Annotated in this window: 10 protein-coding genes; 4 read left to right on the top strand and 6 right to left on the bottom strand. The window is 72.4% G+C overall.

Features of this window, described 5'->3' with window-relative positions:
* The first annotated feature begins 18 nt into the window (after window positions 1–18).
* Genes AB0F11_RS25730 through AB0F11_RS25745 form a run of 4 tightly spaced genes read left to right on the top strand, consistent with a single transcriptional unit; the run spans window position 19 to window position 3420 of the window.
* On the top strand, window positions 19–963 hold the full coding sequence (locus tag AB0F11_RS25730; protein ID WP_362178121.1) for a metal-dependent hydrolase: 945 nt from the start codon (window positions 19–21) through the stop codon (window positions 961–963).
* A complete protein-coding gene (locus AB0F11_RS25735) occupies window positions 960–2033 on the top strand; it encodes a PDR/VanB family oxidoreductase (RefSeq protein WP_362178124.1) in 1074 nt (357 codons plus the stop codon). Before AB0F11_RS25730 ends, AB0F11_RS25735 begins: the two co-directional genes overlap by 4 nt.
* Window positions 2034–2073: 40 nt before the next feature.
* The gene (locus AB0F11_RS25740) at window positions 2074–2862 is read left to right on the top strand and encodes a TetR family transcriptional regulator (protein WP_362178127.1); all 789 of its coding nucleotides are present in this window, start codon (window positions 2074–2076) and stop codon (window positions 2860–2862) included.
* A 21-nt stretch (window positions 2863–2883) separates the two neighbouring features.
* Window positions 2884–3420, top strand: a complete 537-nt coding sequence (locus AB0F11_RS25745; protein WP_362178130.1) for a GNAT family N-acetyltransferase — start codon at window positions 2884–2886, stop codon at window positions 3418–3420.
* Here the strand turns inward: AB0F11_RS25745 and pulA are convergent.
* The 6 genes from pulA to AB0F11_RS25775 all read right to left on the bottom strand — a co-directional run bounded on the left by pulA (window position 3407) and on the right by AB0F11_RS25775 (window position 15556).
* Entirely contained in the window at window positions 3407–8797 is a 5391-nt protein-coding gene (gene pulA, locus AB0F11_RS25750; RefSeq protein ID WP_362178133.1) for a pullulanase-type alpha-1,6-glucosidase, read from the bottom strand. The genes AB0F11_RS25745 and pulA overlap by 14 nt on opposite strands.
* A gap of 127 nt (window positions 8798–8924) precedes the next feature.
* Entirely contained in the window at window positions 8925–10631 is a 1707-nt protein-coding gene (locus tag AB0F11_RS25755) for a carbohydrate-binding module family 20 domain-containing protein (protein ID WP_362178136.1), read from the bottom strand.
* A gap of 355 nt (window positions 10632–10986) precedes the next feature.
* Window positions 10987–12009, bottom strand: a complete 1023-nt coding sequence (locus AB0F11_RS25760; protein ID WP_362178139.1) for a LacI family DNA-binding transcriptional regulator — start codon at window positions 12007–12009, stop codon at window positions 10987–10989.
* Window positions 12006–13619: a glycoside hydrolase family 13 protein gene (locus AB0F11_RS25765; RefSeq protein ID WP_362178142.1), complete on the bottom strand. Its 1614-nt coding sequence runs from the start codon at window positions 13617–13619 to the stop codon at window positions 12006–12008. The genes AB0F11_RS25760 and AB0F11_RS25765 overlap by 4 nt, the downstream gene beginning before the upstream one ends.
* Before the next feature lie 51 nt (window positions 13620–13670).
* Window positions 13671–14522 carry a carbohydrate ABC transporter permease gene (locus tag AB0F11_RS25770; RefSeq protein ID WP_362178144.1) on the bottom strand — a complete coding sequence of 284 codons (852 nt, stop codon included), beginning with the start codon at window positions 14520–14522 and terminating at the stop codon, window positions 13671–13673.
* A 2-nt stretch (window positions 14523–14524) separates the two neighbouring features.
* Window positions 14525–15556 carry a sugar ABC transporter permease gene (locus AB0F11_RS25775; protein ID WP_362178147.1) on the bottom strand — a complete coding sequence of 344 codons (1032 nt, stop codon included), beginning with the start codon at window positions 15554–15556 and terminating at the stop codon, window positions 14525–14527.
* Window positions 15557–15558 lie beyond the last annotated feature (2 nt).

Consider the following 15558-nt stretch of genomic DNA (forward strand, 5'->3'; position numbering starts at 1 on the left):
TCTCAGTACATTGACGCCATGTCTAATAGGCCGCCCGCCGCCGCCCGTGCCCACGCCCGCGCCCACGCCCGCGCCCACGCCCACGCCCCGGCCCCCGTGGCGTCGGAACACACAGAGCTCAAGGCGCGGAACGTGTCCTTCGGCTGGGAGGACACCCCGCTCCACTGGCTGCCCGGCGACCCCTTCGCCACGCACACCATCAACGTGCTGCACCTGCTCCTGCCCGCCGGCGAGCGCTGGTTCGTGCACGTCTACAAGCAGGTGCTCCCGTACATCGAGGACGAGCGGCTGCGTGCGGACGTCATCGGGTTCATCGGCCAGGAGGCCATGCACGCCACCGCCCACGACGACGTCCTCCCGCACCTCAAGCGCCTCGGCCTGGACCCGACCCCCTACACCGCCCAGGTGGACTGGCTCTTCGAGAAGCTGCTCGGCGACCGGACCCTCCCGCCCGGCAGGGCCCGCCACTGGTGGCTCATGGAGCGCGTCGCCATGATCGCGGCGATCGAGCACTACACCGCCTTCCTGGGCAACTGGGTCCTCAACGCCGAGGAGCTGGACCGGCGCGGCGCGGACCCCGTGATGCTCGACCTGCTGCGCTGGCACGGCGCGGAGGAGGTCGAGCACCGCGCGGTGGCCTTCGACCTGTTCATGCACGTGGACGGCAGCTACCGCCGCCGCGCCCGGACCTGGGCCACCGCCTTCGCGGCGCTCGTGTTCCTGTGGCAGCGCGGCGCCCGCTTCTTCATGGAGAACGACCCGCACCTGCAGGACGGCAGGGCCTCGCTCGGCCAGCTCTTCCGCGCCGGGCAGCAGGGCGTCCTGCCCTCCACGGGTGCCATGCTCAAGTCGATCCCGACCTACCTCTCCCCTACGTACCACCCGTCCCAGGAGGGCTCCACCGCCCAGGCCGCCGCCTACCTGGCCTCCTCCCCCGGCGCGAACGGCGGTGCCCGCCCGTGAACCGCGCCGCAACGACGAGGACCGCCGCGGCAGCCGTGCTGGCCGGCGCCGCATGGGCGACCCGCCGCGCCCTGCGCAAGCGGATCTCCCGCTCTCCCCTGTGGCCGCTCCCGGCACTGGAGACCCCCGTCTCCGGGTACTCGCCGCGCCGCTGGCTGCGCACGCTGATCGTCTCCCGCACGGAGCCGGCCCTCGGCGTGGTGCAGCTGGCCGTGGAATCCCCCGAGCTGCCCGCCTGGACTCCGGGCGCGCACGTGGACGTCCGGCTGCCGTCCGGGCTGGTACGGCAGTACTCGCTGTGCGGGGACCCGGCGGACGCGGGCCGGTACACGATCGCGGTCCGCCTCGTCGAGGACGGCCGCGGCGGCTCCCGTGAGGTGCACGAGCGGCTGGTGGAGGGCGCGGAGCTGGAACTGCGCCCGCCGCGCAACCGCTTCGCGCTGGAGCCGGCCGCCTCGTACCTCTTCGTCGCAGGCGGCATCGGCATCACCCCGCTCCTGCCGATGCTGCGCGCCGCCACCGCCGCACACGCGCAGTGGACGCTCCTGTACGGGGGCCGTTCCCTGGCCTCGATGCCGTTCCGGCCCGAACTGGCCGGCTACGGCGACCGCGTCACCCTCGTCCCCGAGGACGAGGCGGGGCTGCCCGACCTGGCCGGGCTGCTGTCGGGCGCCGGCCCGGGCACCCTCGTCTACGCCTGCGGCCCCGAGCCGCTGATGGACGCGGTGCTGGCCGCCGCCCCGGACCCGGGGGCGGTGCGCCTGGAGCGGTTCGCTCCGGCCTCCTCCCCTGCCGTCACAGGAGCGGACCGGCCCTTCACGGTCGAACTCCACCGCTCGGGCCGCGCCGTCGAGGTCGGGCCCGGCGAATCGGCCCTGGCCGCCGTCCGCCGGGAGCTGCCGGACACCCCGTACTCCTGTGAGCGGGGCTTCTGCGGCACCTGCCAACACCGGGTGCTGGCGGGCGAGGTGGACCACCGGGACGGGCTCCTCACGGACCGGGAGCGCGAGGAGTCCATGCTCCTGTGCGTCTCGCGGGCCAGGGGTGACCGGCTGGTCCTGGACCTCTGACCGGCGCACTTGCCGCTGCCCGGCCAGTAGGGTGTTCCGCATGACAACCGGGGTGCGACGCAGGATGGGTGTCGAGGAGCGGCGGCAGCAGCTGATCGGGGTGGCCCTGGAGCTGTTCAGCAACAGGTCGCCCGAGGATGTGTCGATCGACGAGATCGCGGCGGCCGCGGGCATATCCAGGCCGCTCGTCTACCACTACTTTCCCGGCAAGTTGAGCCTGTACGAGGCCGCGCTGCGGCGGGCGGCCGACGAGTTGGCGCAGCGGTTCGTGGAGCCGCAGGAGGGTCCGCTCGGGGGCCGGCTGCTGCGGGTGATGGGCCGGTTCTTCGCGTTCGTCGACGACCACGGGCCCGGTTTCTCGGCGCTGATGCGGGGCGGGCCGGCCGTCGGCTCGACCCGGACCAACCAGATGATCGACGAGGTCCGGCAGGCTGCGTACGAGGAGATCCTGCGCCACCTCGGCATCGAGAGGCCGCCTGCGCGGCTGCGGCTGGTGGTGCGCTCGTGGGTGTCGCTGGCCGAGTCCACGGCGCTGATCTGGCTGGACGGGCGGGAGATCCCGCGGGCCGAGCTGGAGTTGCAGCTGGTGCACGACTTCGCGGCGCTGGCCGCCGTGAGTGCGGCGTACGACGCGGAGATGGCCGGGATCCTGGTGCGGATCCTCGCGGACGAACCGGCCGACGGGCCGTTCGGCGAGCTGGTGGGCCGGCTGGTCGGCCTGGTCCCGGGCGAAGCGGACCCGCAGCCCGCGGACGCGGACCCCGAGGCCGCGGACCCCGCCGGCGCGGACACGAGCCCCACCGAGGCGGCGCTGCCCGGCCCGAGATGATCATCGCGTGATAATACGCGCGTGAACAATGACGAGGGGATCCTGTTCCGGCGAGCCGTGGAGAAGGACGCCGCCGCCCTGGTGGCCCTGTACGACCGGGCCGCCCGGTGGATGCAGAAGCACGGGATCGAGCAGTGGAAGCCCGGGGACAAGGACGTCGCGCACTTCGTGGCGAAGATGCGCGACGGCGAGGTGTGGCTGGCCGGCGATGCCGAGGGGCGGATCATCGGGGCCTACGAGCTGTGGTGGTCGGACGAGGAGGCCTGGGGCGTGCAGCCCCCGGTCGCCGGCTACGTGCACCGGCTGATGGTGGAACGCAAGACCGCGCCCGCGGGGACCGGCCGGCGGATGCTCGAACACGCCGAGCGGCGGATCGCCGGTTCCGGGCTGCCGCGGGCGCGGCTGGACTGCGTCTCCACCAACCCCCGGCTGATCGCGTACTACCAGGGTGCGGGCTACCGGGTGGTCGGGGAGTTCCCCCACAAGGAGGGCAAGGACGGCCGCGTCTACGGGGTGATCCTGCTGGAGAAGCGGCTCGACCGGCTCAGCGTCGTGTGAAGACCGCGACCGTGCGGGCCGGGGTCGTGAAGGCTCCTGTCGTCACGTCGTACGCGGCCTGCCGGGCCACGGGGTCGGAGCCGGCCGCCTGCACCGGGTGCAGGGTGTAGGCGGTACCGGCGAGGGCGGGCAGGGACTGGGTCCGGGCCTCGGGGGTGGCGTTGAAGACGACCACCAGGTCGCCGAGGGTCATGGTGATCACGCCCGGGGTCTCGTCCTTCCCCGACAGCGGGAAGGCCAGCGCGGCCTGGACCGCCTCGGGGGTGGCGAGCCGGAAGGCCGGCTCCGTGGTCCGGATCCGCAGCAGGTCGCGGTAGGCGGCCGAGGCACCCGTGATGTCGGCGCAGGCCGGGGCCGGCCCGGTCAGCAGGGGCTTGGCGTAGACCCACTTGGAGCGGTTGTCGCCGGCCGGCGGCAGGCCGCGGCCGAAGCCGTTGCCGTCCCGGCAGTCCCAGTGGATGGCGTTGAACCAGTCGCCGCTGTCGTACGAGTTGCGGTCGAGCGACTTGGAGCGGAGCAGGTCGGTGCCCGCCTGGGACAGGGCCGGGCCCTGGGACAGCGCGGGCACGGCCATCGCCAGGACCTGCATACGGGCCCGGTCGGCGGTGCCGGTCCCCGGCGCGAGCTTGTAGGCCAGGGCGTCGGCGAGGGTTTCGTTGTCGTGGGCGTCGGCGTAGGCCAGGGCGTCGCCGGGGGCGGCCGCGTAGCCGGCCGGGGCGCCGTTGTAGTCGACCTCGGAGCCCTTGACCCGGCGGCCGGCGCTGTCGGTGAAGGCGTACGAGGCGAGGTTGCCGGACAGGCCGACCTTGATCAGGTCCTGGTCGTGCAGCAGGCGGGCCCGCTGCTGCTCGGCGCTGCCGTTCGCGGACGAGCCGTTGGGGGCGGTGAACAGCCCGGAGGCGAAGCCCTGGACGCGGGGGTCCTCGTCGAAGGGGCCGCCGCCGCGGACCGCGTCGCGGGCCCGGTCGGAGAAGGTGGCGATGCCGGTGCCGGCCATGTTCTGCTGCGTGGCCTGGACGAAGCGGGCGTCGTTCGCGACCTCCCCGAAGTTCCAGCCCTCCCCGTACAGGATGATCTTCTTGCCGTCCACGCCGTCCTTCTCGACGGTGAGGGCGTCCAGGGCCTTGCGGACGGCGAGGATGTTCGCCTTGGGGTGGTGGCCCATCAGGTCGAAGCGGAAGCCGTCGACCTTGTACTCCTTGGCCCAGGTGACGACGGAGTCCACGACGAGGCGGCCCATCATCGCGTTCTCGGGCGCGGTGTTGGCGCAGCAGGTGGAGGTGGCGGTGCTGCCGTCGGGCAGCAGGCGCTGGTAGTAGCCGGGCACGATCCGGTCGAGGACGGAGCCGTCGGCCTGGCCCGAGGCCACGGTGTGGTTGTAGACGACGTCCATCACGGTGCGCAGCCCCGCCCCGTTGAGGGCCTGGACCATCCTGCGGAACTCCACCGTCCGGGCGGTGCCGTTCGGGTCGCTCGCGTAGCTGCCCTCGGGGACGGTGTAGTGCAGCGGGTCGTAGCCCCAGTTGTAGGAGTCCTTGGCGGCGGCCGCGGCCACGCACGCCTGCTGCGCCTCCGAGTCGGGGGCGTACACCTTCAGGTCGCAGGCGGGTTCGGTGCGGTCCGCGGGCTTCTCGGGGACGGTGCCGAAGTCGAAGGCCGGCAGGAGGTGCACGTACGAGGTGCCCGCGGCGGCCAGGTCGCGCAGGTGCCGGACGCCCTGGGAGTCGGTGTCGGTGAAGGCCAGGTACTGGCCCGGGTGCTTGCTGGTGGGGTCCGCGACGGAGAAGTCGCGGACGTGGAGCTCCTGGATCTGCGCCGAGGCGAAGGGGACGGCCGCGGGCTTGCGCAGCTGCCGCCAGCCGGGCGGGGCCAGCTTGGGGTCGGCGAGGTCGACGACGAGGCTGGCCGCGGAGTCGGCGGTCAGGGCGGTGGAGTAGGGGTCGGTGACGAGGTTGCGGACCAGTTGCCGGGTGGACGGCGCCCAGACGGTCACCGCGTAGCGGTACGGCTTTCCGCTCCAGGAGCGCTCGCCGCGCACGGACCAGACGCCGGTGGCGTCGTCGCGGCGCATCGCCACGGTGCGGCCGTCCAGTTCGAGGTCGACGCGGCGGGCCGTCGGCGCCCAGACGGACAGGGTGGGGCGGCCGTCCTTGAAGACGGGGCCCAGCGGCGTGCCCGCGGCGGCCCCGGCGTACAGGTCGTCGAGCACGCCGGCGAGCTGGACGCCGGTGGCGGCGAGGACGGCCCCGTTTGCGGCGCGGGAGCTCGCGACGAGCTGGCCGCGCAGGGCCTCGGCGACGCGGCCGCGGTCGCGCGGGTCGACGGTGTAGGCGGCGTAGGAGGCCAGGTGCGGGAACTTCTGCTTCTGGGCGTCGGTCAGCTGCGTCTTGGCCAGGCGCAGCCACCGTGCCGTGGCGGCGCCGGTCAGGGTGCCGTTCTCGGCCTTGACCGTGCCCTCGGCGGAGGCGAGGAGCTGGACGGAGGCGGCTGCGGCCGGGGCGTTCCAGGCGAGGGTGTCGCGGTCGATCCAGACGGCCTGGGCCTTGCCGAGGTCGAGGGCGGCGGCCGAGCCGGCGGGCTGCGGGAGCAGGTACGGGGCCCGGCCGGCCAGCATCCACACCTCGTGGCCGGTGGCCTTCAGGTCGAGGGACTGGTCGGCGGGCAGGTCCTTGTCGTCGCCCTTGTGGAGGATGTACGAGAGCGAGCCGGCCCCGGCGGCGAGGGGGACCTCGTATACGGCGCCGTAGGAGTCGAAGCGGGCGGGCATCAGCGGCTTGGACCAGTCGGTCGGGTTCGCCGCGCCGGTCCACACGTGCAGGCCCCAGCCGTCGTACGCGCCGTCGGGGCGCTGCAGGTGGAGGACGGCCTTGGCCTGGTCCTGCGGCGGGTAGGCGGGCCGGTCGGTGCGGACGGCCTCCTGGCCCTGCTCGAGCCAGATCTCCCCGGTCCGGGTCACGTCGAGGGTGCGGTCGGCGGTGACGTCCTTGGTGCCGTCCTTGTCGATGACGAGGTAGCCGATCGAGGAGGCTCCGGGCTTTAGGCGGACGTAGGCGAAGGCGCCGTACGCGTCGCGGCCGGTGAAGCCGTGGCCGGCGGGCCAGGGTGTGGCCTCGCCGTCGGCGAGGTCGCCCCAGGCGTAGAGCCGCCAGTCGGTGTAGTCGCCGTCGGGGCGGTGGTAGTGGACGACCGCGTAGTCGCGCTGGGTGGCGGTGGGGACCTCCACGGGCGGCACGCGACCGGCGGTGGACTCGGCGCGGGCGCTCGCGGTGCGGCCCGCGGAGTCGACGACGACGGCCTTGTAGCGCAGCGGGGTCCCGGCCGGTACGGCCGACGGGTCGAGGTACTGGGTGACCTTGTAGGGGGCGTGGTCGGCGGAGCCCAGGACCTGCCAGGGGCCGGTGCCCGCCTGGGCGGCGAAGACGACCCGGTTCAGGCCGCCGCCTGTGACCTCGGCGGAGAGCTCCACGGTGCCGGCGGCGCCGGGGGCCGGGGCTTTCAGGGTCAGGGCGGGCTTGGCCGCGGGGGCCGCGAGCGGGGTGGTGGCCTGCAGGACCGCCGTGCCGAGGGCCGGGACGGTGACGGTCAGCTTCCCGGCGGCGGAGGCCCGGAGCAGCGCGGTGCCGCCGTACAGGGTGCGGTACTGGACGCCGGCCGGGGCGTCGAGCTCCACGGTTCGCGGGGCGGTGCCGTTGTTCGCGGCGACGAGGTACTCGGTGCGGGCCTTGCCCTTGCCCTCGGCCTTCACGTCCGTGCGGGCGAAGGCGTAGACGGAGCCGTCGGACAGGCGCTCGCTCTGGACGCCGTCGCGCAGCGCCGGGTGCTCGCGGGTCAGCCGGGACAGTGCGGCGATCTGCCGGTAGAGCGGGTGGCCGGGGTCGTAGGCGTCGCTCGCGTGGGTGCGGTCGGTGCCCAGCTGGTCGTCGTCCAGGTAGTCGGCGGTCTTCGACGCGAAGAGCGGCTGGCGGGCGTCCTTGTCGCCGCCGGCCCCGGTGAAGCCCTGCTCGTCGCCGGAGTAGACGACCGGGTTGCCGCGGCTGAGGAACATCAGCTCGTTGGCGAGCCGGTAGCGGTCCAGGAGCTCCTGCTCGGGCGCGTCCGGCCGGTCCTGCCGCAGGAAGCCGCCGAAGCGGCCCATGTCGTGGTTGCCGAGGAAGGTGACCTGCTCGTAGGCGTTGGCCTTGTCGGTGGTGTACCGGTAGTCGTCGGCGAGGACTCCCGCGAGCCGGCCGGCGCCGGCGCCCTGGGAGGCGTACGCGCGGATCGCGTCCTGCAGCGGGAAGTCGAGGGTGGCGTCGAGGCGGCCGCGGGTCACGTACGGGGAGGTGACGGCGGTGTCGGCGGAGTAGACCTCGCCGAACATGAAGAAGTTCTTCCGGCCGTGCCGGGCGGCGTAGGTGTCGAGGGCGGTGGCCCACTGGGTCCAGAACGCGGTGTCGACGTGCTTGACGGTGTCGATGCGGAAGCCGTCGACGGCGAAGTCCCCGACCCACTTCTCGTAGATCTTCTCCATGCCGCTGACGACCTCGGGGCGCTCGGTCCACAGGTCGTCGAGGCCGAAGAAGTCGCCCTGGTCGGAGGATTCGCCGGCGAAGGTGGAGTCGCCCCGGTTGTGGTACATCGTGGGGTCGTTGAGCCAGGCGGGGACCTTGAGGTTCTTCTTGGCCTCGGGGACGAAGGGGGTCCGCGGGAAGGACGAGGCGTCCGCCGCGGGGAACTTGTGCTTCCCGTCCGCGTAGTCGGCGTCGTCGAAGGGCACCCCGTCCTTGGTCAGGTAGGGGAAGGCACCCTTCGACAGGTACCCGTACGACTGCTCGCGGTAGTCGACCACATCGGCGGTGTGGTTGGTGATGACGTCGAAGAAGACCTTCATCCCCTTGGCGTGCGCCGAGTCGATCAGCTTCGTGAGGTCGGCGTTGGTGCCGAAGTGCGGGTCGACCTGGGTGAAGTCGGTGATCCAGTAGCCGTGGTAGCCCGCGGAGACGTCGTCCCCCTTGCCCTGTACCGGCTGGTTCTTGAAGATCGGCGCCATCCAGATGGCGGTGGTGCCGAGCCCCTTGATGTAGTCGAGCCGGTCGGTGAGGCCCTTGAGGTCGCCGCCCTGATAGAAGCCCTTGTCCGTCGGGTCCAGGCCGGTCTCCAGCCGGGTGCCGGTCAGCCCGCCGGTGTCGTTGCGCGGGTCGCCGTTCGCGAACCGGTCCGGGAGGACGAAGTAGAACTGCTCCCGGGTCAGGTCGTGGCGGGCCGGCTCGGCGGCCAGTTTCGCGTCGGAGGGCGGGGCCGGCGGGGCCTTCGCGGCTCCGGCTGCCGCGGCGGGTAGGGCGGGCAGGAGCGTCACGGCCAGAGCGGCGGCGAGGACTCCTGCGGCGGGGCGTATCAAGGCGTCGTCTCCTTGGTCACGGTCACTGCACGGGCGCTGCGGATCGCATGGGCATGAGGAGGGCCGCCCGGCGGTGGCGGGGTTCTTACGGATGCCGGGCGGCCCTGGTCTATGGGGGGGCGGCGGGTCAGTTGCGCCAGGTGTCGTTCAGCGTGACCTTGCCGCTCGCGGGGACGGTGGCGGTGCGGTTGGCGCCGCTCTCCCAGGTGACGTTCCCGGCGGCGTCCTTGCGGAGGTACTTGTACGCGAACGCCGTACCGGCCGGGAGGGTCACGTCGAGCTTCCACACCGGGTAGGCGGCGGGGTCGAGCTTGAGGGCGGCGGCGGTGTTCCAGCTGCCGAGCTCGGCGCGGTCGCCGGTGACGTAGATGTTCTGGCCGGGGGTGGTGGTGGCGTTGACCGCGAACGAGGCCCCGGCCGCCGGGGTTCCGCTGCCGCCGCCGGTGCAGGTGCGGGCGCCGGTGTGCAGGGCGAGGGCGGTACCGGCGCCGAGGGTGGCGGTGAAGCGGCCGTCGCCGCCGACGGTGACGGTGCGGCCGCTCTGGACGTCGCAGTAGTCACCGGAGGGCAGGGAGGTCTGGAAGGTCCGGGTCAGCGCGGAGCCCTCGTGGTTGATCGCGACGTACGCCTTGCTGCCCCGCCCGAAGGCGATCTGGTCGGCGCCGTTGTCCCACCAGTCGGTGACGGCCTGCCCGCGGGCGGTGTTGCGGAAGGCGACCATGGAGGCGATCTCCCGCCAGGCGTGCTGGCACTTCCACCCGTCGCTGTAGCAGCCGTTCACCGCTCCGCCGTTCGGCGGGCCGGCGTCCTTGTCGCTCCACTCGTACCCGGAGTGCACGTCCGGGGAGCCGTAGGGCCAGGCCAGCATGAACACGTTGGCGAGGGTGTAGGCGGAGCCGCTCTTGTAGTTGAGGGTGTCGCCGACGCGCTCGGTGTCGTGGTTGTCCACGAAGACGGCGGACTGGCCCGAGGGCATGTAGCCCCAGCCCTCCCCGAAGTTCTTCAGGTAGGCGAGGTTCTCGCTCTCGAAGACCCGCTTGAGGTCGCGGGCGTAGCGGAACTCCTGCACGTCGCCGTTGCCGAGGTACTCGGAGGGCGAGACGGCCTCGCCGGCGCCGAAGATGGCCTCCTGCTTCCAGTAGGCGTTCTGGTTGGTGAGCCGCGACTTGATGTTGGCCAGGTCGGCGGCCGGCATGTGCTTGGCGGCGTCGATCCGGAACCCGTCGACGCCGAGCGAGAGCAGGTCGTTGAGGTAGGCGGCGATCCGCCCGCGGACGTAGTCCTCGCCGGTGTCCAGGTCGGCGAGCTGGACGAGCTCGCAGTTCTGGACGTTGGCCCGGTCCTGGTAGTTGGAGATGGTCGCCCGGCAGTCGTCCATGTCGGCGCCGGAGTAGACGCCGGGGTAGTTGTACTTCGTGTACGAGGACCCGCCGGTCCCGATGCCGTCGCCCGCGGCCATGTGGTTGATGACGGAGTCGGCGACGACCTTCACGCCGGCGGCGTGGCAGGTGTCGACCATGGCCTTGAAGGCGGTCCGGTCGCCGAGCCGGGAGGCGATCTTGTAGCTGACGGGCTGGTACGAGGTCCACCACTGGGGGCCCTGGATGTGCTCCTGGGGCGGGGACACCTGAACGTAGCCGTACCCGGCAGGGCCGAGGGTGTCGGTGCAGGCCTTGGCCACGGAGTCGAACCGCCACTCGAAGAGCACGGCGGTGACGTCCTTGTCGCCGGGTGTCGCGGCGGCGGCGTGGGGGGCCGGGGCGGTGGCGACCGCGGCGGCGGCGAGGAGGGCCGCGGCGGCGGCCCTGCGGGGTCTGGCGGCTCTGGCAGACATGGGGGGTGCCTCCTGGCGGGGACAGGTGGGGATTGCACGCGACCGTAGAAGGCCCCCCGCCTTGTTGCAAGGCTTTGCGCAAGAGATTGCAGAATTGTTTCGCGCCGCCGCGTCCGTGCCGGGGGTGCGGACGCCGCTGCGCGGAGTATCCCGGGGCTCAAAGATCGCCTCAAACGCCGGCGGGGCTGGATGGTGCCGCGCAGCGGCAAAATCCAGCCCGCGCGGCGTTTGAGCGCACCGGGCGCGGAGCGCACGGAACGGGGTCCGGGGGCGGAGCCCCCGGTTTCGGGAAGGGGCGGGGTGGGGCCAGGCTCCGCGCGGCAGGGGCGTGGAGGCCCGGCCACCCGGGCCCCCGTCAGGGACGCGCCCCGGGGGCCTGGGCGGTGGAGCCGCGGACCACCAGTTCCGGCTGGAAGACGTACTCCGTGCGCTGGACGGGGGTCCCGGCCACCGCCTCCAGCAGGGCCCCCACGGCCGCATTGGCCATGGCCCGCACTGGCTGCCGCACCGTGGTCAGCGGCGGATCGGTGAACGCGATCAGCGGCGAGTCGTCGAACCCCACCACCGACACGTCCTCCGGCACCCGCAACCCCCGCTCCCGCACGGCCCGTATCACCCCGAGCGCCATCGGATCGCTGCCGCACACGATCCCGGTGCAGCCCCGGTCCAGCAGCGCACCCCCCGCCGCGTGCCCGCCCTCCACGGTGAACAGCGTCCGCTGGATCAGCCCCTCGGCCTCGGCCCCCGGCACGACCCCGACGAACCCCTGCTCCTTGCGCGCCGAGGGCACGTACCGCGTCGGCCCGATCGCCAGGCCGATCCGCCGGTGCCCCAGGGCCTCCAGGTGCCGCACCGCCATCTCGGCGGCGGCCCGGTCGTCCGGGGAGATGAACGGCGCGGTCACCTGCTCGTTGAACCCGTTGATCATCACGAACGGCACGCCGCGCGAGGCGAGCCGCTGGTAGCGGGCGGGGTCGGCGTGCGCGTCGGCGTGCAGCCCGGACAGGAACACGATCCCGGTGACGCCGCGCGCCTCCAGCTGCTCGACGAGCTCGTCCTCCGTCGCGCCGCCCGGCGTCTGCGTGCACAGCACCGGCGTGTACCCGTGGCCCGCCAGCGCCTGCTCGATGACCTGCGCGAACGCCGGGAAGATCGGGTTGGTCAGCTCGGGTATGAGCAGCCCGACCAGCCCGTTGCTGCGCCGCCGCAGCCGTACGGGCCGCTCGTAGCCCAGCAGGTCCATCGCGGCCAGCACCCTGTGCCGGGTGCCGGCCGCGACGCCGGCCTTCCCGTTGAGGACCCGGCTGACGGTCGCCTCGCTGACCTGGGCCTGCGCGGCGATGTCCGTCAGCCGGAGGGGGGCCTCCCCGGAGGTCACCCCTGCCACCACACCGCTGTGTCGGCGGGCAGCGTGCCCGGCTCGCCGGGCTCCAGCTCCCCGCTGGCCAGCAGTACGGTGCCGGGCGCGGCCATCGCCACCGCCTCGGCGGTGGTGTTGACGGTGCAGACGAAGGAGCCGCGGCGGAAGGCGAGGACGCCGTCCGGGGAGGGCAGCCACTCCACGGCGTCGCCGGCGCCGAGGTCGGCCCGCTCGCGGCGGATCCGCAGGGCGCTGCGGTACAGCTCCAGCGTGGAGCCCGGGTCGCCGGTCTGGGCGGCGACGCTCAGGCCGGCCCACTCGGCGGGCTGCGGGAGCCAGCTGCCGCCGTCGCCGAAGCCGTACGGGGCCTCGGTGCCGGACCACGGGAGCGGGACGCGGCAGCCGTCGCGCAGTCCGTCCTGGCCGTTCTGCTTGAAGAAGGAGGGGTCCTGGCGAACCTCGTCGGGCAGGTCGACGACCTCGGGCAGGCCGAGCTCCTCGCCCTGGTAGACGTAGGCGGACCCGGGCAGCGCCAGCATGAGCAGCGCGGCGGCGCGGGCACGGCGCAGGCCGGCCGCGGGGTCGCCGTCGGCGAAGCGGGTGGCGTGCCGGACGACGTCGTGGTTGGACAGCACCCAGGTGCTGGGGGCGCCGACCGGGCGCATCGCGTCGAGCGAGTCGTCGATGGTGGCGCGCAGGGCGGCCGCGTCCCAGCCGGTGGTCAGGTAGTGGAAGTTGAACGCCTGGTGGAGCTCGTCGTGGCGTACGTAGAGGGCGGTGCGGTCGGCGTTGGGGGTCCAGGCCTCGGCGACGCCTATGCGGTCTCCGGCGTACTCGTCGAGGACCTTGCGCCAGGAGCGGTAGATCTCGTGGACGCCGTCCTGGTCGAAGAAGGGCAGGATCTGGTTGCCGAGCAGCTTGAGCTGTTCGCCGCGGCCGAGGTCGGGCAGGCCCGCGGCCTTGACCAGGCCGTGGGCGACGTCGATGCGGAAGCCGTCGACGCCGAGGTCGAGCCAGAACCGCAGGACGGAGCGGAACTCGTCCTGGACGGCGGGGTGCTCCCAGTTGAAGTCGGGCTGCTCGGGGGCGAAGAGGTGCAGGTACCACTCCCCGTCGGCCACGCGGGTCCACGCCGGCCCGCCGAAGATGGACTCCCAGTCGTTCGGCGGCTCGGAGCCGTCCGCGCCCCGGCCGGGCCGGAAGTGGAAGCGCTCGCGCAGCGGCGTCCCGGGCCCTTCCCGCAGCGCCTGCTTGAACCATTCGTGCTGGTCGGAGCAGTGGTTGGGGACGAGGTCGACGATGATGCGCAGGCCCAGCCTGTGGGCCTCGCGGATCACGGCGTCGGCGTCGTGCAGGGTGCCGAACATGGGGTCGATGGCCCGGTAGTCGGCGACGTCGTAGCCGGCGTCGGCCTGCGGGGAGGCGTAGAAGGGGCTGAGCCAGACGGCGTCGACGCCCAGCTCCTTCAGATAGGGCAGTCTGCTGCGGATGCCTTCGAGGTCCCCCATGCCGTCCCCGTTGGAGTCGGCGAAGCTGCGCGGATAGACCTGGTAGATCACCGCTTCTCTCCACCAGCCGGGCAGGGTGCCGGTCGTGGTGGGGAGCGTTTCGGCGAGGTGCTGGGTCATGACGTCCTTGGAGAGATCGGGCCGGGGGTGTGCGGGGGCGGGCGCGGGTGGTCAGCCCTTGGTGGCGCCCGCCGTCATCCCGGCGACGAGGTGACGCTGGGCGAAGACGAAGAAGATCGCAGCGGGGATGGCGATGAGGACCGAGGCGGCCGTCATCGGGCCCCAGTTGGCGGTGTACTGGGTGACGAAGGTCTGCAGGCCGCCGGCGAGGGTGAGGTTCTCGTCGCCGACCATGAACGCGGAGGCGTACGCGACCTCGCCCCAGGCGGTGATGAAGGAGTAGAAGCCGGTCACGGCGAGACCGGGCTTGGCCAGCGGCAGGATGAGCCGCCAGAAGGTGCCGAAGGGCGTGAGCCCGTCGACGCGGCCGGATTCGTCGATCTCGGCCGGGATGGTGTCGAAGAAGCCCTTCATCATCCAGGCGCAGAACGGCACCGCGATGGTGAGGTACGTGATGATCAGGCCGACGGGCTGGTTGAGGAGCCCGAGCTGTCCCATGAGGTTGTAGAGCGGGACGATCAGGATGGCCATGGGGAACATCTGCGTGATGAGCAGGGTCCACATGAGGGGCTTCATCCCGGGGAAGCGGAACCGGCTGACGGCGTACCCGGTGGTCGCGGCGATGAAGACGCCGAGGACGGTGGTGATGCCGGCGACCAGGACGGAGTTGCCGAACCAGGTGAAGAAGGAGGTCTTGTCCACCAGGTAGCGGTAGTTCTCGAGGGTCGGGTCCTTGATGAAGTCGGTGCTGATCGCGTGGTCGGCGGGCTTGAGCGAGGTCAGCAGGACCCACAGCACCGGGAAGACGGCGACCACGGAGGCGACGAGCAGCGTCGCGTGCAGGCCGACGGAGGCGAGCGGCGAGCGCTTGCCGCGCCCGCGGGTGTTCGCGGAGGTTGCCATGGTCACCACACCTCTCCCTGCTTGCGCAGCGAGCGCCGGTAGACCAGCGCGAAGATCATGAGCAGGGCGAGGATGAGCACGCCCCAGGTGGCGGAGCCGGCGAAGTCGCGCGGGCTCGCCACGAAGGCCTCGCGGAAGGCCTGGGTCACCAGGATCTCGGTGGAGTCGCCCGGTCCGCCCCGCGTCAGCAGGAAGATCACCGGGAACATGTTGAAGGTCCAGATGGTGGAGAGCAGGATCACCGTCATGCTGACGGAGCGCAGCCCGGGCAGGGTGATGTGCTTGAAGCGCTGCCAGGTGGTGGCGCCGTCCATCTCGGCGGCCTCGTAGAGCTCGCCGGGGATGGACTGCAGGCCGCCGAGGAGGGCGACCATCATGAAGGGGACACCGAGCCAGACGTTGACCGTGATGACGGAGAGCTTGGCCCAGGTCGGGTCGTCGAGCCACGGGATGGCCGAGATGCCGCCGCCTTCGAGGACCTTGTTCAGGATGCCGTTGTCGCGGTTGAACAGGAACCGCCAGGCGAAGACGGAGACGAAGCCGGGGACGGCCCAGGGCAGGATGAGCGCCATCCGGTAGGCGGCACGGCCCTTGAACTCCCGGTTGAGCATGTTGGCCAGGACCAGGCCGAGCGTGAAGGTGATGGACACGCACGCGATGGTCCATACCACCGTCCACACCAGCCGCTGCAGGAACACCGGGTCGCTGAGCACCGCCGCGTAGTTGTCGAGTCCGACGAACTCGTACGTGGCGTCGATGTGGTTGGCGCCGATCGTACGGGCCACGTTGCGCTCGTTGGCGTCGGTCAGCGACAGGTAGATGCCGCGGAAGAGCGGCCAGCCGATGATGATGCCGAGGACGAGGACGACCGGGGCGACCATGGCCCAGGCGTACCAGTGCGTGGCGAATGCCCGCTTGAGCCCGCCGCGGTTGCCGACGCGCTTCCCGCTGTCAGTCCTGCGGCTCCGGCCGCGGGCGACGTCCGTGTCGTCGCCCGCGGCCTTCGCCACCGACTGGCTGGTGTGAGCAGCCATGG

The organism is Streptomyces sp. NPDC032472 (assembly GCF_040636955.1).
Lineage (GTDB): Bacteria > Actinomycetota > Actinomycetes > Streptomycetales > Streptomycetaceae > Streptomyces.

Bases quoted from the DNA above. Each gene is read 5' to 3' on its own strand.
- AB0F11_RS25730 (WP_362178121.1), top strand. From the start codon at position 19: ATGTCTAATAGGCCGCCCGCCGCCGCCCGTGCCCACGCCCGCGCCCAC.
- AB0F11_RS25740 (WP_362178127.1), top strand. From the start codon at position 2,074: ATGACAACCGGGGTGCGACGCAGGATGGGTGTCGAGGAGCGGCGGCAG.
- AB0F11_RS25755 (WP_362178136.1), bottom strand. From the start codon at position 10,631: ATGTCTGCCAGAGCCGCCAGACCCCGCAGGGCCGCCGCCGCGGCCCTC.
- AB0F11_RS25765 (WP_362178142.1), bottom strand. From the start codon at position 13,619: ATGACCCAGCACCTCGCCGAAACGCTCCCCACCACGACCGGCACCCTG.
- AB0F11_RS25770 (WP_362178144.1), bottom strand. From the start codon at position 14,522: ATGGCAACCTCCGCGAACACCCGCGGGCGCGGCAAGCGCTCGCCGCTC.
- AB0F11_RS25775 (WP_362178147.1), bottom strand. From the start codon at position 15,556: ATGGCTGCTCACACCAGCCAGTCGGTGGCGAAGGCCGCGGGCGACGAC.